Consider the following 19984-nt stretch of genomic DNA (forward strand, 5'->3'; position numbering starts at 1 on the left):
CGCTCTCCCACTTGTGGGAGAGGGGCTGGGGGAGAGGGCGGGCGCCACCAGATGCGACGCACTAAAAATCACCGCAGCGCGGGTTGAACCCAACACGCAGGAGAACCAGACATGAATGCCAACGAACACCAATTCACAAAGGCAGTTGAACCGCGTGGCCAGCGCGAAATCCGCGCCCCGCGCGGCACCGAGCTGCACTGCAAGAACTGGCTGATCGAAGCCGCCTACCGCATGCTCCAGAACAACCTGGATCCCGACGTGGCCGAGCGCCCGCAGGACCTGGTGGTGTACGGCGGCATCGGCAAGGCGGCGCGCAACTGGGAATGCTTCGACGCCATCCTCGAGAGCCTGCGCAACCTGGGCGAGGAAGAATCGCTGCTGGTGCAATCCGGCAAGCCGGTGGGCGTGTTCCGCACCCACGCCGACGCGCCGCGCGTGCTGATCGCCAATTCCAACCTGGTGCCGCACTGGGCCACCTGGGACAAGTTCAACGAGCTGGATCGCGCCGGCCTGATGATGTACGGCCAGATGACTGCCGGCTCGTGGATCTATATCGGCACGCAAGGCATCGTGCAGGGCACTTTCGAAACCTTTGTCGAAGCCGGCCGCCAGCACTACAACAACGATCTCACCGGCAAGTGGATCCTCACCGCCGGCCTGGGCGGCATGGGCGGTGCGCAGACGCTGGCCGGCGTGCTGGCCGGCGCCTGCGTGCTGGCGATCGAATGCCAGGAGTCGCGCATCGACTTCCGCCTGCGCACGCGCTACGTCGACAAGAAGGCCACCACCATCGATGAAGCGCTGGCCATGATCGAAGAGGCCACGCGCAACAAGCAGGCCATCTCGGTTGGCCTGCTCGGCAACGCCGCCGAGATCATGCCGGAGCTGGTCAAGCGCGCGCAGGCCGGTGGCATGCGCCCGGACATCGTCACCGACCAGACCTCGGCGCACGACCTGGTCAACGGCTACCTGCCCGCGGGCTGGACCGTGGCGCAGTGGGAAGCCGCGCGCGCGGCGGATCCGAAATCGGTCGAAGCCGCTGCCAGGACCTCCATCGTCAAGCACGTGCAGGCCATGCTGGCCTTCCAGCAGATGGGCGTGCCCACGCTGGACTACGGCAACAACATCCGTCAGGTCGCCTTTGACGAGGGCGTGGCCAACGCCTTCGATTTCCCGGGGTTTGTGCCGGCGTATATCCGCCCGCTGTTCTGCCGCGGCAAGGGCCCGTTCCGCTGGGTCGCGCTGTCGGGCGACCCCGAGGACATCTACAAGACCGATGCCAAGATGAAGGAGCTGTTCCCCGAGGACGCGCACCTGCACCGCTGGCTCGACATGGCGCGCGATCGCATCGCCTTCCAGGGCCTGCCCGCGCGCATCTGCTGGGTGGGGCTGGACGAGCGCCACCGCGCCGGCCTGGCCTTCAACGAGATGGTGAAGAACGGCGAGCTGAAGGCACCCATTGTGATCGGCCGCGACCACCTGGATTGCGGCTCAGTCGCCAGCCCCAACCGCGAGACCGAAGCCATGCGCGACGGCTCGGATGCGGTGTCCGACTGGCCCCTGCTCAACGCGCTGCTCAATACCGCCGGCGGCGCGACGTGGGTCAGCCTGCATCACGGTGGCGGCGTGGGCATGGGCTTCTCGCAGCATGCGGGCGTGGTGATTGTTTGCGACGGCACCGATGCCGCGGCCAAGCGCATCGAGCGGGTGCTGTGGAACGACCCGGCCACCGGCGTGATGCGCCACGCCGATGCCGGTTACGAAAGCGCCATCGACTGCGCGCACGAGAAGGGCCTGAACTTGCCGATGGTGCCGAAGGCGGCAGACGCATGAACGGCGTCGAACGCTTCTCGCTCGGCGCGCTGGCCGCGCAGCCCTGGAAGAACGGCGGCGGCATCACGCGCGAGATCGCGGCGTGGCCGCCGGGCGCCGGCATGGACGCGTTCCTGTGGCGCGTGAGCGTGGCCGACATCGCCGCCGACGGCCCGTTCTCCGCCTTCCCCGGCATCGATCGCCAGATCGTGCTGCTGGAAGGCGCGGGCGTGCGCCTGCAGGCCGACAATGGCAGCTTCGATCATCGCCTCGATACCGTGGGCGAACCGTTCGCCTTTGCCGGCGAGCGCGGTGTGCAGGCAACCCTGCTGGATGGCACCACGCGCGACTTCAACGTGATGACGCGCCGTGGCCGCTGCCGCGCGAGTGTTGTGGCGGCGCGCGACGAATTCACGATCGCGCCCGGTGCGCACGTTGTGCTGTTGTTGGTGGTCGAGGGTGCATGGCGCCACGGCGTTGCCGGCCAGAGCGGGCAAGCCGTGCTGGCCAGCGACGACGGCATGTTGTTCGCCGAAGGCGTAGCGGTGCCATATCGCCTGCAGGCGATGTCGGAGCCCGCGCTTTGCCTGTGCGTCACCCTGGAACTGGAGTTGGAGAACCCGTAATGAACTTGAATCCGGCGCAGGCCGCCGTTACCTCTTCGTGCGCCGATGGCGTCTGGCATCGCTGCCACCTGCTGCCCGACGGCGATCCCGCCAAGGCCATCCGCGACGCCGCCTTGGTCGTGCAGCAAGGCCGCATCGTCTGGCTCGGCACGCAGGCCGAACTGCCGCAGACATACATCGCGCTGGCGCACCACGATGCCGGCAACGCCTGGATCACGCCGGGCCTGGTCGACTGCCACACCCACCTGGTGTACGGCGGCCAGCGCGCCGATGAATTCGCCATGCGCCTGGCCGGCGCCGGCTACGAGGAAATCGCCCGCGCCGGCGGCGGCATCGTCTCCACCGTGCGCGCCACGCGTGCTGCCGACGAAGACACGCTGTTCGCGCTGGCCGCCGCTCGCCTCGCGCCGCTGCTGGCCGAGGGCGTGACCACGCTGGAGATCAAGTCCGGCTACGGCCTGGACCTCGCCAGCGAGCGCAAGCAATTACGCGTGGCGCGCCGCCTGGGCGAGGCCTTCGGCGTGACGGTGCACACCACCTTCCTCGGCGCGCACGCGCTGCCGCCGGAATACGCGGGCCGCGCCGACGAGTACATCGCGCTGGTGTGCGACACCATGATGCCTGCGCTGGCCAAGGAGGGGCTGGTCGATGCGGTGGACGCCTTCTGCGAATCCGTCGGCTTCAGCCTGGCGCAGACCGAGCGCGTGTTCCAGGCCGCGCAACGCCACGGCCTGCGCGTCAAGCTGCACGCCGAGCAGCTCAGCAACCTGGGCGGCACCGCGCTGGCCGCGCGCTACCGCGCGCTGTCGGCGGACCACCTGGAGCATCTGGACGAGGCCGGCGTCGCCGCCATGGCCGAGTCCGGCACGGTGGCGGTCCTGCTGCCGGGCGCCTATTATTTCCTGCGTGACACCAACCTGCCGCCGATCGACCTGCTGCGCCGGCATGGCGTGCCGATGGCGATCTCCACCGATCACAATCCCGGTACGTCACCCGTCACTTCGCTGCTGTTGATGATGAATATGGCATGCACCCTGTTCAGGCTGACCGTGCCGGAAGTGCTGGCAGGCGTCACCACGCACGCCGCGCGCGCGCTGGGCGCGGCCGACCGGCACGGCCTGCTGGCCGCCGGGCGCGCCGCCGATTTCGTGCTGTGGAACGTCGATTCGCCGGCCGAGCTGGCCTACTGGTTCGGGCGCAATCCCGCCGCCGCCGTGGTGCGCCAGGGCAAGGTCTATCCCGCCGCCACGCAAGCGCAAGGAGTGCAGCCATGAGCGCCGGAAGCCTGTTTGCCGCGCAGGCCTTGCTGCCCACGGGCTGGGCCAGCAATGTGCTGCTGGCCTGGGACGACGCCGGCGCATTCACCACGGTGCAGGCCGGCGCGTTACCCGTGCAGGGCGTGCCGCATGCCGCCGGGCCGCTCTTGACGGGCATGCCCAACCTGCACTCGCACGCGTTCCAGCGCGGCTTTGCCGGGCTGACCGAATACCGCAGCGAGACACTGGCCGACGGCCAGGAGAGCGATTCCTTCTGGAGCTGGCGCAAGCTGATGTACCGCTTCGCGCTGAGGCTCTCTCCCGATACGCTGGAAGCCATCGCCACGCAGCTCTATATCGAGATGCTGCGCGCGGGCTACACCAGCGTTTGCGAATTCCATTACGTGCATCACGACACGGACGGCAAGCCTTACGCCGACCCTGCCGAGATGTCGCTGCGCCTGCTGCGCGCCGCGCAGACCGCCGGCATCGGCATCACGCTGCTGCCGGTGCTGTACCAGACGGCCGGCTTCGGCAACAAGCCCGCGGTGCCCGATCAGCGCCGCTTCCTACATGAGACCAGCGCCATGCTCGCGTTGCTCGGCCGCCTGGCCCCGCAATGCCACGGCCAGGCGCGGCTGGGCCTGGCGCCGCATTCGCTGCGCGCGGTGCCGCCGCAAAGCCTCGCCGACGCCGTGGCAGGCCTGCACGCGCTGGACGCAAAGGCGCCCGTGCACATCCATATCGCCGAGCAGCAGCGCGAGGTGGACGAGTGCATCACCCTCACGGGCACTCGCCCGGTGGCGTGGCTGCTCGACCATGCCGAGGTGGATGCGCGCTGGTGCCTGGTGCATGCCACGCACCTGGACTGGGATGAGCGCCGGCGCCTGGCGCACAGCGGCGCGGTGGCCGGCATCTGCCCGACCACCGAGGCCAACCTGGGCGATGGCGTGTTCGATGCCGCGCCGTACCTGGGGCAGGGCGGCGTCTGGGGCATCGGCTCGGACAGCCACGCCAGCGTCAGCGTGGTGGAAGAGCTGCGGCTGTTCGAGTACGGCCAGCGGCTGGCGCTGCAAAAACGCAATGTGCTGGCGTCCGACGCGCACAAGCAGGTGGCGGATCGCCTTTACCTCGATGCCGCCTTCGGCGGTGCGCGCGCGTCGGGCCGGGAGATTGGCGCGATTGCCGTCGGGCAGCAGGCAGATTTCGTCGTGCTGGACGGCGCGCATCCCGCGCTCTCGGGCTTGTCCGGCAGCCAGGCCCTGGCGGTCCATGTGTTCACCAACCATGGGCATGAGACACTAGCGGAAGTCCGCACGGCGGGCCGCACGCGCGTGCAGCATGGTACGCACGCCTTGCAGGCCGACGCTGGCAAGCGCTTTGCCGCTGCGCGCGCAAGCCTGCTGTCCGACTAAACCCGGCGCACCATCGGCCTCATGCTTGACCCTACAAGCTTCAGGTCCGCATTGATGAGCACAGCGCCTTTACGTTGCAAAGTTGCAAACAAGAAAACATGCCCTTCTCGACCGATACCCCCGCTTTCACCCTGCATCGCGGCACGCGCCCGATGCTGGTGTCGATGCCGCACGTGGGCACCCACCTGCCGGCCTCCGTGTCTGACCGGCTGACTGCCGAGGCACGCACCGTGCCCGATACCGACTGGCATCTTGAACGCTTGTACGGTTTCGCGCGCGAGCTCGGCGCCTCCATCCTGGTGGCAACCCACTCGCGCTACGTGGTGGACCTGAACCGCCCGCCCGACAACGCCAATCTCTACCCCGGCCAGGACACCACCGGCCTGTGCCCGGTCGATACCTTCGACAAGACGCCGATCTACGCCGACGCCAGCAGCCAGCCCGCCGACGACGAAATCGCCGCGCGCCGCGACGCCATCTGGCGCCCGTACCACGGCGCGCTCGCCGAGGAGCTGGCCCGCTTGCGCGCCGAGCACGGCACCGTGGCGCTGTGGGACGCCCACTCGATCCGCTCGGTGCTGCCGCGCTTTTTCGAAGGCAAGCTGACCGACTTCAACCTGGGCACCGCCAACGGCGCGAGCTGCGACGCCGCGCTGGCCAACCAGCTGCTGGATATCGCCGGCGCCTTGCCAGGCTACACCTCCGTGCTCAACGGGCGCTTCAAGGGCGGCTATATCACGCGCCAGTACGGCGCGCCGGCGCAGGGCGTGCAAGCCGTGCAGCTGGAGCTGACGCAGTCGGCCTACATGAGCGAGACCTATCCCTTCGCCTATGACGAAGCGCTGGCCACGCGCATCCAGCCCACGCTGAAGACGATGCTGGAAACGGTGCTGGGCTACGTGGAAGCACGTTAAGCCCGGGCAGGGAAACCAGGAAAGGCAGGAAGCACCTCACGCGACCCGTGTTGCCAATGGCAGCACGGGTCGCGTTGTCACATCTATAGGCATCTACGGCCATCTACAGCAGCGAATCCGCCAGCCGGCAAAGGTTCTGCCAGGTGCGCGTATGCAGCGGGCGGCGCTGCCACACCGCGCGCACCACCTGTTCGCTGTTGGCCAGGTAGCGCTGCTGGATCTGCCGCATGCGCGCCACCACATCGCGGTCATAGATCACCAGCGCGGCTTCCGCGTTGAGCGCGAACGAGCGGATATCCATATTGGTCGAGCCCACCATGGCGACCTCATCGTCGATGGTGACGTGCTTGGCGTGCAGGAAGGCGGGGCGGTACAGGTGGATCTGCACCCCCGAGTCCAGCAGCACGCCGAAGTAAGCCTCCTGCGCGGCCTGCGTGAAGCGCTGGTCGATCCGTTGCGACAACACCAGGTGTACCGCCACGCCACGGTAGCAGGCCAGGTGCAGCGCTTGCAGGAAGGCTTCGTCCGGCACGAAGTAGGGCGTGGTGATGACCACCACGCTGCGCGCGCGGTGGATCATGCTGATCAGCGCCATCTGCGCATTCTGTGTGCCGTAGCCGGGCCCGCTGGGCAGCATCTGCGCGATGTGCGGGCCTTGCTCCGCCATGGGCGGGAAGCTGTCGATGTCGAAGTTGCTGTCGCCGGTCTCCAGGTAGCGGTCGGCCAGGAAGACCGCTTGCAGCTCCGCCACCACCGGCCCCGTCACGCGCGCCACCAGTTCTTCATTGGGCAATCCCGGCATCGACTCGGCATCGATCACGTTCTGTGAGCCGATATAGCCAATGCTGCCGTCCACCACCAGGATCTTGCGGTGATTGCGCAGGTCGAAGCGCGCGCTCTTGCCTTTGAGCACTGCCATCAGCGAGCGCATCGGCAGGGCCTGCACCACCTCCACGCCGCCGTCGCGCAGCTTGCCTGCAAAAGCGCGCCAGCCAGCGCGGGCACCTAGCGCGTCCACCAGCAACCGGCAGCGCACGCCCCGCGCACTCGCCCGCAGCAGGGCGTCGGTGAAGGCGCCGGCCGTGGCATCCGCAGCGTAGATATAGACCAGCAGATGGACCTGGCGCCTGGCGGCGTCGATATCGGCAATCATCGCCGCTACGGTCGCGGCATAGTCGTCGAGCAGCGCCACGGCATTGCCCCGCATCGGCGAGTACGAGCCTAGCCGCTCGATCAGGCCGGCCGCATCGGCGGCAACCGCGGCAGGCAGCGGCTGCAATGGCGCGAAGCGCGCCACCCGGTCCCGTACGTTTGCGATGCCCTGGTTGATGCGGGCCAGCTTCAGCCGGCGCGACTTGGGATAGTAGATGCGGCCGAACAGCGCATACAGCACCAGTCCCACCCAAGGCAGGAAGAAGATCAGCAGCAGCCAGGTGCGCGCCGCCGCGGGCGCGCGGCGCTGCGGCACGTAGACCAGCATGGCCAGGCGGATCGCCCATTCCGCCAGCGTGAAGATCGATGGCAACAACCAGGACAGGTCCATCGGCATGGCGCCCTGTAGCGGGGCAAGCCAGGATGCAGGCAGGAAGGAAGCAAGAAGGGAAGGGGGCATGCGGCTAGGCGGCGGACGGCGGACTGCGCACCATACCAGAGGCGTGCGTTGGGCCAATGCAGGACAATGCCGGCATCGGCCCAGCATCAACCTGTCATCGGCGCCTTTGCGCTTTGCGTCCGGGCGGCGACTTGTACCTGATCAGTCTCTTGCCTCCTAAACCGCACATGGACTGTGAAACCAGGCAATGCGCCGGTTGTTCGCCCATATGCACTACGCTGCGATAGGGGTAGTTGAATGATGGCCAGCATGGACGATCGGGCCACGCCCCTGGCACGAAGGAGACGGCAATGGATACGCAAGCGCGCTTCCTGGCGCTGTGGTCGCGCTGCGGCGGCACGCACGCCGAAGCCGTTTATGCCGGCCTGGCACGGCACTACGCCGAGCCGGTGCGTCACTATCACACGCTCGATCATATTCGCCGCTGCCTGCGCCATCTGGACTGGGCGCGCGCGCAGATACCTGATCCCGACACCGTGGAGCTGGCGCTGTGGTGCCACGACGTGATCTATGTCCCCGGCGCGGCAGACAACGAGCAGCGCAGTGTCGCGTGGCTTGCGCACCACGCCGGCGGCCGCATCGCCACAGTGGCCCACGTCGCCGAGATGATCATGGCGACCACGCACGACGCCGCGCCTGCGGACGCCGGTGCCCGCTTCACCGTCGATATCGACCTGGCGGACATTGGCGGAAGCCTGGCACGGTTTCTCCGGAACGAGGCGAAGCTGCGGGCCGAGCAGCCCGGGCTGGACGATGCCGGCTACGACGCCCGCGCCCGCGTTTTTTTGCATGCCTTGCTGGCGCGCCCCCGCATCTACCATACGGAGGTGTTCCACGCTCGCTGTGAAGCCAGCGCCCGGCGCAACCTGGCGTGGCGGCTCGCCCAGCCAGCGCCGCTCCCCGGCACGCAAGGGCAGTAGAAGCACCAAGGCACTCAAACTGGAGGCCGCCATGCAAGCCACACAACCCCCCGCGATTCGCCGCATCAATATCGCGCTGCAAGGCGGCGGCACCCACGGGGCATTCAGTTGGGGCGTGCTGGACCGGCTGCTGGAAGACAAGCGCATCGGCATCGACGGCATCAGTGGCACCAGCGCCGGCGCCGTCAATGCCACCGTGCTTGCCTATGGCCTCGCAAGCGGTGGGTCGCAGGGCGCGCGGCAGGCACTGGAGACGTGCTGGCGCAAGGTGTCCGAGTGCGCCAGGCTGAGTCCCTTGCAACCTACCTGGCTGGACAGGTTGATGGGCGGCGGTGGCCATATGGAGATGTCGCCAGCGTGGATGATGTTCGACCATCTCACCCGCTTCTTTTCGCCCTACCAGCTCAACCCGTGCAACCTCAACCCGCTGCAGAACATCCTGGACGAGACCATCGATTTCGAGGTGTTGCAGCACAGCAAGAGCGTCAAGCTGTTCCTGTGCGCGACCAATGTGCTGCGCGGGCGCATCCGCGTGTTCAGCACCGGCGAGGTTTGCGCCAAGGCCGTGATGGCCTCGGCCTGCCTGCCCTCGCTGTTCCAGGCCGTGGAGATCGACGGCGAGTATTACTGGGACGGCGGCTACATGGGCAACCCGCCGATCTATCCGCTGATCTATGAGACCGACAGCCGCGATGTGCTGATCATCCGCCTCAACCCGATCCATATTCCCCAGGTGCCTGTCACTGCACGCGAAATCCTGGACCGCATCAACACGCTCAGCTTTAACTCCTCGTTGATGCGCGAGATGCGCGCCATCGAATTCATCACCCGGCTGATCGACGAAGGCGCGCTCGACCCGGCACGCTACCGCCGCATGCTGATCCACAGCATCGATGCCGAAGCCGAGATGGCGCGACTGGGCGCGTCCAGCAAGTTCAACGCGGATTGGGACTTCCTGCGCGGCCTGTTCACGCTAGGGCGCGAGCGGGCCGAAGCCTGGCTCGCGGCAAATTTCGACGCACTCGGCCAGCGCTCATCGATCGATATCGCGGAAACATTCCTTTAAGCGTTCGGCCGCGTACTACCATCAGTGCAGAGCGCCACGCGAGGCGCGCGGTGAGCAAACAGGTTGAGACGCATATGGACCGGGAATCGATGCCTGCGGTGTCCGACTCAGACGGGTCCGTGCTGTTCGCGGACATCAGCAACAGCACCAAGCTGTATGAGAAGGCCGGCAATGCGGCCGCCTTCGGCGCCATCGGGCAATGCATCGCCCTGATGAAATCCTGCTCGTCGGCGCAGCGAGGCCGGGTGGTGAAGACCATCGGGGACGAAGTCATGGCGGTGTTCGCCTCCGCCGAAAATGCAATGCAGGCTGCACTCGAAATGCAAATGGCGATTACCGCGCTGCCGCCGGTATCCGGTCTTCCCATGTCGATCCATATCGGCTTTCACCACGGCCCGATCCTGCGCGACGCATCAGGCGATGTGTTCGGCGACACGGTCAACCTTGCCGCGCGCCTCGCCAAGCTCGCATCGCAAGGACAGATCATCACCAGCAAGGACGCCGTGGCGCATCTGCCGCCCAGGCTGCGCCAGGCGATGCGCTACCTCTACCCGATACAGGTGCGCGGCAAAGTCGAACCCGTGGAGTTGTTCGAAGCGATATGGCAGCAGAACGCCGACATGACCATCCTCGCCGAAGTGAACCCACGCGCGAGCCGCCCCGCGCTGCTCACGCTACGGTATCGGGAGAAGGAGGTCCGGATGAACGGCGCATCGCCGCCGGTCACGATAGGGCGCGACGCCGCGATGACGATCGTCGTGGCGGATCCGCAGACTTCGCGGTTCCACGCAACCATCGAGTTCCGGGCAGGAAAATACATGCTGATCGACCGAAGCGCCAATGGCACGCATATCGCCATCGACGGTGATGACGAAATCATCCTGCGCCGCGATGAGGTCGCGCTGAGAGGGCACGGCTGGATTACGTTTGGCCAGTCGATGGAGGGCGCAGGGGAGCGGGTTGAGTTCTTTCCTGCCTAGTTCCTGGCCAGGGCGCCATACGGAACAGAAAGGCGTGGCGAAGCTTCGCTCATCCACGGGCGTATCTACTTGTTTTTCTTGGGAAATGCAGTGGTGCCCGGGGTCGGACTCGAACCGACACGACTTTCGTCGGGGGATTTTGAGTCCCCTGCGTCTACCTGTTTCACCACCCGGGCTGAGTGGATGCTGGCTGATTTGCCGACGAACCGGCGTGCCAGCATGGTGCTGAGCCGGGAATTATGCCGCAAATTCCGCCCGGTCACAACTAGCCTCGGCCAGGGCCTCCCGACCGGGCTCGCCTGGCCCGCGTGGCGCGGCTCCGATCGTAGTATTCAGGCGGCTTGCGGGCGATCCAGCGGATGAAATCCGCCATGGCGGGGTGGCCGCGCAGGCGTTGCCAGTCGTGGTAGGCCTGGGCCAGCTCGGTTTCCGTGAAGACCGAGTGGATCTTCTGGTGGCAGACCCGGTGCATGGCCACGGCGGCGCGCCCGCCCTGGCTGCGCGGCACGGGATGGTGCAGGTCGGTGCTGGGGCCGGGCACCATCGCGCGCCCGCACAGGGGGCAGGGCGGCAGGGTGCTGGGCGAGGCGCCGGCGGGCGGACCTTGCTGCTGGTCCTGGCCGGCGCGCAGATGGCGTTTGACGACCATGGGCGGTGCGACGGTGATGTGCTGGTGTTGCTATATCCGGGATTCTGTCGATACCTGGCGGTGTGCGAACTCGCATAGCATTATCGCAGCCGCGCCGCCGCCCGGCTTTTCCCCTTCATGCCGGAGCACCATGCCAGCCCTGCCGTCCCTTGCCAGCCTTGCCCAGTTGCCGTCGCAGGATCCCGCCTACTTCGCGGTCCAGTACAACAACCGCGCCCGGGTGCCCGACAACGTCGTCCACATGGCGCGCTGGGCGCAGATGTCCCGGCAGGTGCGCGAGCGCGCCGGCTGGCTGGAGGACCTGAGCTATGCCGGCGCCGAGCCCGGCCCGCACGACGCGGACGAGCGGCTCGATTACTTCCCCGCCGAACCTGGCGCCGTTGCCGGCCAGGCGCCGCCGCTGCTGGTGTTCCTGCACGGCGGCTACTGGCGCGCGCTGGACAAGCGCGACCACAGCCTGGTGGCCAACGCGCTGCCGCACTGCGGCGTCTCGGTGGCGGTGACCAATTACTCCTTGTGCCCGGCGGTGAGCGTGGAAACCATCCTGCTGCAGGCGGTGCGCAGCGTGGCATGGCTGTACCGCGAGGCGGACCGGCTTGGCCATGACAAGTCGCGCATCTTCGTGGCAGGGCATTCGGTCGGCGGCCACATGGCCGCGATGATGCTCACCACGCTGTGGCAGCGGGTGGGCAGCGACCTGCCGGCCGACCTGGTCAAGGGCGTGGTCTCGGTGAGCGGCCTGCACGACCTGGAGCCGCTGCGCCGCGCGGACTTCCTGCAGGTGGACCTGAAGTTGTCGGAAGGGGATGTGGACCGGCTCTCGCCGGCCTTCCTGCCCCCTGCCACGGATGCCCCGCTGGTAACCGCCGTGGGCGGCCTGGAACCGGAGGAATACCATCGGCAGACGGACCTGCTGCGCGCCGGCTGGCCCGCCAACGCGGCAGCACCGGGCTCGGCGCATGTGCCGATGCCCGGCAGGCACCACTTCAACGTGATGGATGATTTTGCCGACCGGGACAGCCCGTTGCTGCTTGCCGTGCGGCGGATGATGGGGGTGGCTTAGCCCCTCAGCCCTCCAGCACCCGCAACAACGACGACGTATCGTCCTTGCCCCAGCCCTTGTCCATCAGCGTGGCGAGCTGGCGCGAGGTGGCTTGCATGGCCGGGAGTTCCAGCCCGAGCTGCTGCGCGATCTGGGCGGCCAGCCCGAAATCCTTGTCGTGCAGGCGCGCCTCGATGCCGGGGGCAAAGTCGTGCGCCACCATCTTCGGCCCCATCATGTCGAGCATGCGGCTGCCGGCCATGCCGGTGGCCATGGCTTGCAGCACGCGGCCGCTGTCGACCTGCTGCGCCTGTGCGAAGCGCATGGCTTCGGCGATGCCTTCGATATTGACCACCTGCGCGATCTGGTTGCACAGCTTGGCGACCTGGCCCGCGCCGTGGTCGCCGATATGGGTGATGGTCTTGCCGAGCAGCGCGAGCAGGGGCCGCACGCGTTCCAGCATCTCGGCCTTGCCGCCCACCATGATGGTGAGGCTTGCGGCCTCGGCGCCCACGGTGCCGCCCGAGACGGGGCAGTCCAGCGCTTCGATGCCGCGCTCGGCCAGCCGTGCGGCGATCTCGCGGGTGACGATGGGCGAGATGGTGCTGTGGTCGATGCAGATGGTGCCCGGCGCCGCGCCTTCGATCACGCCGTGCTCGCCCAGCAGCACGGTCTGCACGTCTTCCGACGACGTGACGTTGGTGAAGACCACCGCGGCGCCGCGCGCGGCCTCCGCCGGTGTAGTGCAGGGCACGGCGCCAAGCGCGCGGGCCGTGTCGGCGGCCTCGGGGCGGCGTACAAAGGCGCGCACGGCGTGGCCGCCGGCTAGCAGGTGGCGCACCATCGGCGTGCCCATGGCGCCAAGGCCGATAAAGCCAATCGTCGTAACGTTCATACCGCTCGTATTGCTCGTATTGCTCATGTCAAAGCTTCCTTACTTGTCGGACGCGTAGGCGAACTTGCCGTCGCGGATCACACCCATCACGCGCGAGCGCTGGTCGAAGCCTTGGTGGTCCTTCACGCTCAGGTTCATCACGCCATTGGGAATGGTCAGGTTGGTAGTCGTCTCCAGCGCATCGCGCATGGCATGGCGGAACTCGCGCGTGCCCGGCTGCGCGCCGCTCTTGCCGGCACGGCGCGCGGCGTCGTCCAGCAGCATCCAGGCGCCCCAGGCATCGCCGGCGAATTGCGTGATGCTGTCCACGCCGTACTTCGCTTCATAGCGTGTCACAAAATCCATCGCCACCTTTTTCACCGGGTGGTTGTCCGGCAGTTGCCGCGCCACCACCACCGGCCCGGTCGGGAACAGCGTGCCCTCGACATCCTTGCCGCCCACCCGCAGGAAATCCCAGGTGGCGATGCCATGTGTCTGGTAGACCTTCCCCTTGTAGCCGCGCTCGGCCAGGGTCTTCTGCGGCAATACCGACGGCGTGCCCGCGCCGGCAATCAGGATCGCATCCGGGTTGGCCGCCATCAGCTTGAGCACCTGCCCGGTCACCGAAGTGTCGTTGCGCGAGAAACGCTCGTTGGCCACCACCTTGAGCTTGCGCACGTCCGCCAGCTTGGAGAACTCGCGCCACCAGCTCTCGCCGTAAGCATCGTTGAAGCCGATGAAGCCCACCGTCTTCACGCCATGGTTGCCCATGTACTCGGTGAGCACCGTGGCCATGTGCGAATCGTTTTGCGGCATCTTGAACGCCCAGCGCCGCTTGGGGTCCGACTGCGGCTCGATGATCGCGGCCGATGCCGCCAGCGCGACCATCGGCGTCTCACCTTCCGCCATGGCATCCAGCGCGGCGATGGCAGTGGGCGTGATGTTGGGGCCCACCACCACATCGACCTTCTCCTCGGAGATCAGCTTGCGCACATTGCGCACGGCCGCTGCCGGGTCGGAGCCATCGTCCAGGATCACGTACTGCGCGCGCTGGCCTCCCAGGCTTTGCGGCCACATCATCACGGTGTTCTTGGACGGGATGCCGATGGAGGCGGCGGGGCCGGTGGTGGAAACGTCGATGCCCACGCGGATGTCGGCATGGGCGGGGAGGGAGGAGATGGAGGCGATGGAGGCGAGCAGAAGGGCGGCGGACGGCAGGGTGATGCGGATGAACGGGTGGGGCATGGGTAGTCTCCTCTGTGTTTCTTGTTTTTGGTTTGGCGCGCGATCGGTCAATCAGTAGTCGAGCCGCCCGCGCCATTCATCGAACGGAACCATCAGGTGCTCGCGATAGGCGGGACGTTGCTTGAGCCGCTCGTACCATGCCTCCACATAGGGAAGCGGCGGCCGCTCGATTTCCAGCTCGTGGTACCAGCAGGAATGTCCGCAAGCGTCAGGCTGTTGCCGTTGAGGAACGGGCGATTCGGCAAGCACGCGGTCGAGGATCCGGAGGTGCTGTGCGCACAGGTCGAGGCTGTGGTTTCGTTGATGCCGAAACTGCCGCCGGCCGGTATGTGCGTGGGCGCAAGATCGAGCTCGCCGATCAGCCACAGCACCTTCTGCACGTTGAATGAACTGCGCCGCCCCCAAACCTTAAGCAAAAGAATCCCCTCTGGACATTCGATCCGGTGCTGAATCCCTCGATTGTAAATCGGACGCCCACACTACCCTGCGCCGGTCATGGCGGCGCAACACCGCACCAGCACGCTAGCGCGCTAGCAGCATCGGGCAGCTGTATCGTAGAAGCCGCGCCAGCGCGTAATCTTGCCGTTGCGGATCGTGAAGACATGCACCCATTCGGTTTCGAAGGACTTGCCCGCTGGCACTGTGTACCCTTTCACGAAGCCCAGTACGACGAGTTCGTCGCCCGCCTCGATGAACTCGCGCTCCTGGAATACTTGTATGGTGTCGTCCTCCGCCATTTGGTCGAACACCCGGCGAATCTCCGGGTGCGTTTCGCGCTGCCCCGCATAGCGCATGAGCTTGGGCGGACCGACCAGTTTCCAGTCGACCTTCTCAGCCATGAACGCCATGATGGTGTCGATATCGCCCCGGCGATACGCATCGTATGTGGCTTGCGCGACTTCCTTTGGACTTGGCATGCTCATCTCCCACTGCAACCTGGCCGCTCCCCTCGCCGATAGCTTTAAGCTAGGCCGCAACGGGGTTCATTTCAAGACAGGTGGAGGGTGACCGCGATCGTCCCGGCGCTTGGTGTCTAGCGCGCGGCATCACGCCATCATGCTCTGCCACAGCAACGCGCCGTTCAGCAACAGGATGGCGAGCGCGCTCAGCCACGCCAGCGCCAGCGGCAGGCCGCGCACGCGCCACGCGCCCATGAGGTCGGCGCGGGAGGCGAACCCGATCAGCGGCAGCACGGCAAGCGGCAGGCTGATGCTGAGCACTACCTGGCTGGCCACCAGCAGTTCCGCCGAGCCATGCTGGCCGAAGACGCCGACCGCCACCAGGGCGGGCACGATCGCCAGGCCGCGCGTCAGCAGCGCGCGGCGCATGCGCGACATGCGCAGGTTGAGGAAGCCCTCCATCACCGCCTGCCCGGCGAGCGTGCCGGTGAGGGTTGAGTTGAGGCCGCAGGCGAGCAGCGCGGCGGCGAACAACAAGCTGGCCCATCGGGAATGCAGCAAGGGGTCGAGCAAGCGATGCGCGTCGGCCAAGTCGGCCACTTGGGTCATGCCGCTGGCGTGGAACACCGCCGCCGCCACGATCAGCAGCGCGGCATTGATCAGGAAGGCGAAGGTGAGCGAGCCGAAGGTGTCCATGCTGACCCCGCGCAGCGCCTGCACCAGTGCCGGCGCGTTGGCGGGCGAAGGCGGCAGTCCTTGCGCGGCGCCAGGGCTGTACTTGCGTACCAGTGAGGCGTGCAGGTAAAGGTTATGCGGCATCACGGTGGCGCCCACGATGCCGGCGGCGAGCCACAGCATGCCCGCATCGCGCACCAGTTCCGGCGTGGGGACGAAGCCGCCGGCGACCGCCGCCCAGTCCGGCTGCGCCATCGCCAACTGTGCGACGAAGCACAGCGCCACCAGCAGGATCAGCGTGCCGACCAGCGCTTCCAGCGTGCGCCGCCCTTCGCGGTGCACGGCCAGCATGGCCACGGTGGCCACCGCCGAGATCAGCACGCCGACCCACAGGTTCACGTGCAGCAGCAGTTGCAGCGCCACGGCGCAGCCGACCACCTCGGCCACGTCGCAGGCAACGATGGCGATCTCGCTGCCCACCCAAAGGGTGAGCACCACGGGCCGGGAGAAGCGTTCCCGGCTGAGTTGCGCGAGGTCGCGCCCGGTGACCACGCCGACGCGCGCGGCAATCCACTGCAGAAGCGTGGCGACGAGACTGGACGCCGCAATGACCGCCAGCAGGCTATAGCCGTACCTGGCGCCGCCGGAGATGGCCGTGGCCCAGTTGCCGGGATCCATGTAGCCAACCGCGACCAGGGCGCCGGCGCCCAGGTAGGCCAGGCGCGGCATTGCCGGCGGGGCAAGCCGCGGGTTGGCGGGCATGGCGGGCATGGCGGGCATGGCGGATTGGTCAAGAGTCGGCGGCATGGCTTGCGTGATGCAAACGACGTTCGATCGGAACGATGACGCCGGCAGGTGAACGAACCGCTCAGTCCCGGGGCACCGTTGCCTGATTGTTGCCATTGGGGCGCGATACAGCCAATTGTAAATGCAAATCACTCGTATTTGCGAAGGCTATGTGTCGCCGCAAAAACGCATGCCGCTCGGCTTTATGTGCTGAAAGGTGCGCTTTGTCTCATGTCGGGGTCCTGATCGCTCACTTCACGCAAGGCCCGTCCGAGGTTGTGCGTGGCAGGCCAGAGGCGGGGATATACAGTGATTCAGGCAACCAACAAGGCAACGTCATGGAAACCTTCCCCAGCCGCTACGATTTTCAGACGACTGGAGCGCCTGCTCGCGGCCTTCAAGGACAAAGGCATGACGATCTTCGCGCGGATCGACCATGCCGAGGCCGCCCGCAATGCCGGGCTGGCGATGCCGCCCACGCAGGTGCTGATCTTCGGCAACCCCAGAGGGGGGACGCCGTTGATGCTCGCGGCACCCAGCGTTGCGCTGGATTTGCCCTTGCGCGTGCTGGTGCGCGATGACGGCCAAGGCAGCACCTGGGTGAGCTTCCACAACGCCGCGGAGCTGGAACGCGCTCACCCATTGCCGGCCGGCAGCGCCGCGCCGCTGGCTGCGGCGCAACGGCTGATTCTTGGCACCGTGGGCGCGCCAGGCGCCCCGGGATGATTTACCCGGCCAGGCCCTTGTTCGGGTTGATCAGGTACTTCTCCCCCGTCGCGCGCTTGTTGTAGGCCGCGATCATATCCAGGTCCAGCACCTCGGCCAGCGAGATCTCCTTCGAGTAGTGGCTGGCAAAGGTGGTTTTCAGCTCTGCCACCACGCGTTGCTTGAGTTCGTTCGCCCGTTCGCGCCCGAGCTTCTGCAGGAACGGAAACACCAGCCAGCCGCCCATGCCCCACGCCATGCCGAAGTTGCGGTTGAACTCGGTCGGGCTGGTGTCCAGGCCGCCATAGAGGTAGACCTGCTTGTGGGTGGTGGAGCCATAGCGGCTGTATTCGCGGGCCGTCTTGTTCAAGGCCGCTTCCATGCAGGTGAGGATCTGGCCGGCGAGCTTGCCGCCGCCCGTGGCGTCGAACGCGATCGTGGCGCCGGTGGCGACGAGCGCCTCTGTGAGGTCCTGCATGAACGTGGGCGATGCGGCGTTGCAAACATAGACCGCGCCTTGTGCCTTGAGCAGGTCTGCCTGCTCTTGCTTGCGCACGATGTTCACCAGCTTGATGCCATCCTTGAGGCAGATCTGGTTCAGCATCTGGCCCAGGTTGGAGGCCGCGGCGGTGTGCACCAGCGCGCTATGTCCTTCACGCCGCATGGTCTCGACCATGCCCAGCGCGGTAAGCGGATTGACGAATGACGACGCGCCATCGGCGGGCGTGGCGCCCTCGGGCAGGACCAGGCACTGGTCCGCGGGAATGCAGCGGTACTGCGAGTACATCGCGCCGCCAATGGCCGCCACGGTCTTGCCGAGCAACGCTTGCGCCGCGGCGGACGAGCCTGCCTCGACGACCACGCCCGCCCCCTCATTGCCTACCGGCATGGATGCATCCATGCGTCCCGCCATGCTGCGCATCGCGCCCTCGGGCACACGCGCGGTGACGACGGGGCGGTCGGCTGTTCCGCTGGCCTTGGCCGTGCGCATGTCGGCCGCGCCGAACAGCAGGCCGAGATCGGACGGGTTGAGGGGAGAGGCTTCAATGCGGATGAGCACTTCATCCGGGCCGGGGTGCGGCGTGTCGATGCTGTCTAGCGACAGCTCGAGTTCACCGCTGCTCTTGATTTGCGAACGAAGTTGAAGTGCGGCGTGCATTTGATGTCTCCTTGGTCTGTCGGTGCGAGGTGAGCGAGGCGGCAATGTGAGGCCGCCTTTTTGTCAGCAGTCAGCAATGTAGCAAGTTCCTGCGAAACCCGTACTGGACCGGAAATTCAGGTCATGCGCCTGCTGACAGACCGTCATGCATCGTACTGATAGAGGCGGGAAAAAGCGCGCTTGCCGCTGGGATTCCTCTTCTTGACATTATTGATGCATGCCCGGGCATAAAAGGCAGAGCCGGCTTTATCTGGTGGCTCGCGCTGGGAGGCTTGTTCCTTGACGCATTTTCTAATTCCGCATTGAGCGCCGGGATCGGGCCCATGACGCGGAACCTGCAGCTTGCCGCTTCGCAAGTCGCGCAGTTGGGGCCGCGTTCGCCCGCTGATACTCGCAAAATTCCTGGCGGTTCGCGCATCTTTCCACCCAGGACCGCAAGGCGCTGCCGCCCATCGTGACCTCGGGGTTCGTCTGCAACAAGGACGATATCCGCAGCGCGATCCGGGAAGGCGCCGTGGCGGTGTCCACCAGCGACAGCAAGCTGTGGAACCTGGAACCGCCCGTGCTGAAGTCCTGAGCCTGATCGAGCGAAAGCACGGCGATGCGTGCTTTCGCTCGCTGGCCGGCACTCAGGCCCTGGCGCCGTCGGTGCAGACGTCGAAGTTGCGCGCTGGATCGGACGATACGCCGCTGCGGTCCATCCCGGCGATGGTGCGGCCACCATCGGTATACGGGTCGACCTTGCGTGCGCCTTCGCCGAACGAGTCGAACTTGCCGGTGCGGCCGCCGTCGGTGTACGGGTCGACTTTGCCGACACGGAAGTTGTAGCCGTAACGGTCGCCGTAGAGGGCGCGGTCTTGTAGGGTGGCGGCTTGGGCGGCACCGGCGAGCAAAGCGGCCGCAAGCGCGGCGGCGGTGATGGCGACATTGGCAGATTTGTTGTGCATGGCGTGCTCCTTGAAAGCGGGGTTCGGCATCTATGCGCCGTTGGATCTCGTGGGGTTGAAGGGGGGCAACGGGGAAAAGGTCATAGCGGAATGACCTTGGGCTCGCCGGAGTCGGGCCCCATCGTTGGCCCGTGATAGAACGGCGAGCCGCACGGGAACGGCCGCAGGACCGCGGGCATCTCTGGCATCGCTGGCATCCCTGGCATCTCGGGCACCTTCGGAAACTCGCCATAGCCGGGCTCCCTGCGGATGATCATGGGCATGGGGTAGACGCCGGTGCCGCCGGTCACGGCAATCCGGGCGGCCTGCTCAAGTTCGCTGAGACGGGGCAGGTTCCCGATGGATAGGGTGGACATGGTTATCTCCTGAGTGGGTTGTGGTGGAGGAGCGCCGGGCCCGGCG

General features: G+C 66.7%; 20 protein-coding genes, 1 tRNA gene and 2 pseudogenes. 12 read left to right on the forward strand and 11 right to left on the reverse strand.

The window, feature by feature from the left end; translation table 11 throughout:
- Positions 1-111 precede the first annotated feature (111 nt).
- The 5 genes from hutU to hutG all read left to right on the forward strand — a co-directional run bounded on the left by hutU (position 112) and on the right by hutG (position 6023).
- Positions 112-1833 (forward strand): urocanate hydratase, encoded by a 1722-nt coding sequence (hutU, locus tag ACYP5B_RS37250; RefSeq protein WP_400092794.1) that lies wholly within the window; start codon positions 112-114, stop codon positions 1831-1833.
- Positions 1830-2438 (forward strand): HutD/Ves family protein, encoded by a 609-nt coding sequence (locus ACYP5B_RS37255; protein WP_267604281.1) that lies wholly within the window; start codon positions 1830-1832, stop codon positions 2436-2438. The genes hutU and ACYP5B_RS37255 overlap by 4 nt, the downstream gene beginning before the upstream one ends.
- The gene (hutI, locus tag ACYP5B_RS37260) at positions 2438-3712 is read left to right on the forward strand and encodes an imidazolonepropionase (RefSeq protein WP_459572914.1); all 1275 of its coding nucleotides are present in this window, start codon (positions 2438-2440) and stop codon (positions 3710-3712) included. The genes ACYP5B_RS37255 and hutI overlap by 1 nt, the downstream gene beginning before the upstream one ends.
- Positions 3709-5109, forward strand: coding sequence for a formimidoylglutamate deiminase (locus ACYP5B_RS37265; RefSeq protein ID WP_459572915.1), 1401 nt, complete (start codon positions 3709-3711; stop codon positions 5107-5109). The genes hutI and ACYP5B_RS37265 overlap by 4 nt, the downstream gene beginning before the upstream one ends.
- Before the next feature lie 98 nt (positions 5110-5207).
- The gene (gene hutG, locus ACYP5B_RS37270) at positions 5208-6023 is read left to right on the forward strand and encodes an N-formylglutamate deformylase (RefSeq protein WP_400092799.1); all 816 of its coding nucleotides are present in this window, start codon (positions 5208-5210) and stop codon (positions 6021-6023) included.
- A gap of 103 nt (positions 6024-6126) precedes the next feature.
- On the opposite strand, the gene cls is transcribed toward hutG, so the two are convergent.
- Positions 6127-7635: a cardiolipin synthase gene (cls, locus tag ACYP5B_RS37275; protein WP_459572916.1), complete on the reverse strand. Its 1509-nt coding sequence runs from the start codon at positions 7633-7635 to the stop codon at positions 6127-6129.
- A gap of 290 nt (positions 7636-7925) precedes the next feature.
- Here cls and ACYP5B_RS37280 point away from each other — a divergent pair, with 290 nt between their 5' ends.
- The 3 genes from ACYP5B_RS37280 to ACYP5B_RS37290 all read left to right on the forward strand — a co-directional run bounded on the left by ACYP5B_RS37280 (position 7926) and on the right by ACYP5B_RS37290 (position 10601).
- Positions 7926-8555, forward strand: coding sequence for an HD domain-containing protein (locus ACYP5B_RS37280; protein WP_400092803.1), 630 nt, complete (start codon positions 7926-7928; stop codon positions 8553-8555).
- Between the two features lie 31 nt (positions 8556-8586).
- Positions 8587-9621, forward strand: a complete 1035-nt coding sequence (locus tag ACYP5B_RS37285; protein WP_400092805.1) for a patatin-like phospholipase family protein — start codon at positions 8587-8589, stop codon at positions 9619-9621.
- A gap of 74 nt (positions 9622-9695) precedes the next feature.
- Positions 9696-10601 (forward strand): adenylate/guanylate cyclase domain-containing protein, encoded by a 906-nt coding sequence (locus tag ACYP5B_RS37290; RefSeq protein ID WP_400092806.1) that lies wholly within the window; start codon positions 9696-9698, stop codon positions 10599-10601.
- 91 nt (positions 10602-10692) lie between these two features.
- Here the strand turns inward: ACYP5B_RS37290 and ACYP5B_RS37295 are convergent.
- Both ACYP5B_RS37295 and ACYP5B_RS37300 read right to left on the reverse strand, forming a co-directional pair.
- A tRNA-Leu gene (locus tag ACYP5B_RS37295) sits at positions 10693-10777 on the reverse strand.
- Between the two features lie 89 nt (positions 10778-10866).
- Positions 10867-11250, reverse strand: a complete 384-nt coding sequence (locus ACYP5B_RS37300; protein ID WP_267604249.1) for an HNH endonuclease family protein — start codon at positions 11248-11250, stop codon at positions 10867-10869.
- 130 nt (positions 11251-11380) lie between these two features.
- Here ACYP5B_RS37300 and ACYP5B_RS37305 point away from each other — a divergent pair, with 130 nt between their 5' ends.
- Entirely contained in the window at positions 11381-12313 is a 933-nt protein-coding gene (locus tag ACYP5B_RS37305; RefSeq protein ID WP_400092809.1) for an alpha/beta hydrolase, read from the forward strand.
- Positions 12314-12317: 4 nt separating this feature from the next.
- On the opposite strand, the gene ACYP5B_RS37310 is transcribed toward ACYP5B_RS37305, so the two are convergent.
- The 5 genes from ACYP5B_RS37310 to ACYP5B_RS37330 form a co-directional block, all read right to left on the reverse strand.
- The gene (locus ACYP5B_RS37310; RefSeq protein WP_459572931.1) at positions 12318-13187 is read right to left on the reverse strand and encodes an NAD(P)-dependent oxidoreductase; all 870 of its coding nucleotides are present in this window, start codon (positions 13185-13187) and stop codon (positions 12318-12320) included.
- Between the two features lie 39 nt (positions 13188-13226).
- Positions 13227-14411 carry an ABC transporter substrate-binding protein gene (locus ACYP5B_RS37315; RefSeq protein WP_459572917.1) on the reverse strand — a complete coding sequence of 395 codons (1185 nt, stop codon included), beginning with the start codon at positions 14409-14411 and terminating at the stop codon, positions 13227-13229.
- Positions 14412-14462: 51 nt separating this feature from the next.
- Complete coding sequence (locus ACYP5B_RS37320) at positions 14463-14660, reverse strand: hypothetical protein (protein WP_459572918.1); 198 nt, start codon at positions 14658-14660, stop codon at positions 14463-14465.
- Positions 14661-14941: 281 nt separating this feature from the next.
- Entirely contained in the window at positions 14942-15328 is a 387-nt protein-coding gene (locus tag ACYP5B_RS37325) for a nuclear transport factor 2 family protein (RefSeq protein ID WP_400092812.1), read from the reverse strand.
- Positions 15329-15457: 129 nt separating this feature from the next.
- Positions 15458-16756, reverse strand: coding sequence for an Nramp family divalent metal transporter (locus tag ACYP5B_RS37330; RefSeq protein ID WP_459572932.1), 1299 nt, complete (start codon positions 16754-16756; stop codon positions 15458-15460).
- 324 nt (positions 16757-17080) lie between these two features.
- On the opposite strand from ACYP5B_RS37330, the gene ACYP5B_RS37335 reads away from it, so the two are divergent.
- The gene (locus ACYP5B_RS37335; protein WP_459572919.1) at positions 17081-17497 is read left to right on the forward strand and encodes a DUF302 domain-containing protein; all 417 of its coding nucleotides are present in this window, start codon (positions 17081-17083) and stop codon (positions 17495-17497) included.
- A 1-nt stretch (position 17498) separates the two neighbouring features.
- Here ACYP5B_RS37335 and ACYP5B_RS37340 read toward each other — a convergent pair whose 3' ends face one another.
- Complete coding sequence (locus ACYP5B_RS37340; RefSeq protein ID WP_400092815.1) at positions 17499-18635, reverse strand: zinc-binding dehydrogenase; 1137 nt, start codon at positions 18633-18635, stop codon at positions 17499-17501.
- 158 nt (positions 18636-18793) lie between these two features.
- Here ACYP5B_RS37340 and ACYP5B_RS37345 point away from each other — a divergent pair.
- Positions 18794-19046: pseudogene (locus tag ACYP5B_RS37345) on the forward strand (hypothetical protein); the annotation flags it as partial.
- A 1-nt stretch (position 19047) separates the two neighbouring features.
- A pseudogene (locus ACYP5B_RS37350) lies at positions 19048-19212 on the forward strand (glycerol-3-phosphate responsive antiterminator); the annotation flags it as partial.
- Positions 19213-19264: 52 nt separating this feature from the next.
- Here ACYP5B_RS37350 and ACYP5B_RS37355 read toward each other — a convergent pair.
- Positions 19265-19582, reverse strand: coding sequence for a hypothetical protein (locus ACYP5B_RS37355; protein WP_459572920.1), 318 nt, complete (start codon positions 19580-19582; stop codon positions 19265-19267).
- An 80-nt stretch (positions 19583-19662) separates the two neighbouring features.
- The gene (locus ACYP5B_RS37360; RefSeq protein WP_400092824.1) at positions 19663-19938 is read right to left on the reverse strand and encodes a hypothetical protein; all 276 of its coding nucleotides are present in this window, start codon (positions 19936-19938) and stop codon (positions 19663-19665) included.
- Positions 19939-19984 lie beyond the last annotated feature (46 nt).

The organism is Cupriavidus sp. 8B (assembly GCF_054589115.1).

Coding starts and splice junctions, on each gene's coding strand:
- hutI (WP_459572914.1), top strand. CDS start 2,438: ATGAACTTGAATCCGGCGCAGGCCGCCGTTACCTCTTCGTGCGCCGAT.
- ACYP5B_RS37255 (WP_267604281.1), top strand. CDS start 1,830: ATGAACGGCGTCGAACGCTTCTCGCTCGGCGCGCTGGCCGCGCAGCCC.
- ACYP5B_RS37285 (WP_400092805.1), top strand. CDS start 8,587: ATGCAAGCCACACAACCCCCCGCGATTCGCCGCATCAATATCGCGCTG.
- ACYP5B_RS37315 (WP_459572917.1), bottom strand. CDS start 14,411: ATGCCCCACCCGTTCATCCGCATCACCCTGCCGTCCGCCGCCCTTCTG.
- cls (WP_459572916.1), bottom strand. CDS start 7,635: ATGCCCCCTTCCCTTCTTGCTTCCTTCCTGCCTGCATCCTGGCTTGCC.
- ACYP5B_RS37310 (WP_459572931.1), bottom strand. CDS start 13,187: ATGAACGTTACGACGATTGGCTTTATCGGCCTTGGCGCCATGGGCACG.
- ACYP5B_RS37360 (WP_400092824.1), bottom strand. CDS start 19,938: ATGTCCACCCTATCCATCGGGAACCTGCCCCGTCTCAGCGAACTTGAG.
- ACYP5B_RS37290 (WP_400092806.1), top strand. CDS start 9,696: ATGGACCGGGAATCGATGCCTGCGGTGTCCGACTCAGACGGGTCCGTG.
- ACYP5B_RS37305 (WP_400092809.1), top strand. CDS start 11,381: ATGCCAGCCCTGCCGTCCCTTGCCAGCCTTGCCCAGTTGCCGTCGCAG.
- ACYP5B_RS37265 (WP_459572915.1), top strand. CDS start 3,709: ATGAGCGCCGGAAGCCTGTTTGCCGCGCAGGCCTTGCTGCCCACGGGC.
- ACYP5B_RS37280 (WP_400092803.1), top strand. CDS start 7,926: ATGGATACGCAAGCGCGCTTCCTGGCGCTGTGGTCGCGCTGCGGCGGC.
- ACYP5B_RS37355 (WP_459572920.1), bottom strand. CDS start 19,582: ATGCACAACAAATCTGCCAATGTCGCCATCACCGCCGCCGCGCTTGCG.
- ACYP5B_RS37330 (WP_459572932.1), bottom strand. CDS start 16,756: ATGCCCGCCATGCCCGCCAACCCGCGGCTTGCCCCGCCGGCAATGCCG.
- hutU (WP_400092794.1), top strand. CDS start 112: ATGAATGCCAACGAACACCAATTCACAAAGGCAGTTGAACCGCGTGGC.
- hutG (WP_400092799.1), top strand. CDS start 5,208: ATGCCCTTCTCGACCGATACCCCCGCTTTCACCCTGCATCGCGGCACG.
- ACYP5B_RS37340 (WP_400092815.1), bottom strand. CDS start 18,635: ATGCACGCCGCACTTCAACTTCGTTCGCAAATCAAGAGCAGCGGTGAA.
- ACYP5B_RS37300 (WP_267604249.1), bottom strand. CDS start 11,250: ATGGTCGTCAAACGCCATCTGCGCGCCGGCCAGGACCAGCAGCAAGGT.
- ACYP5B_RS37325 (WP_400092812.1), bottom strand. CDS start 15,328: ATGCCAAGTCCAAAGGAAGTCGCGCAAGCCACATACGATGCGTATCGC.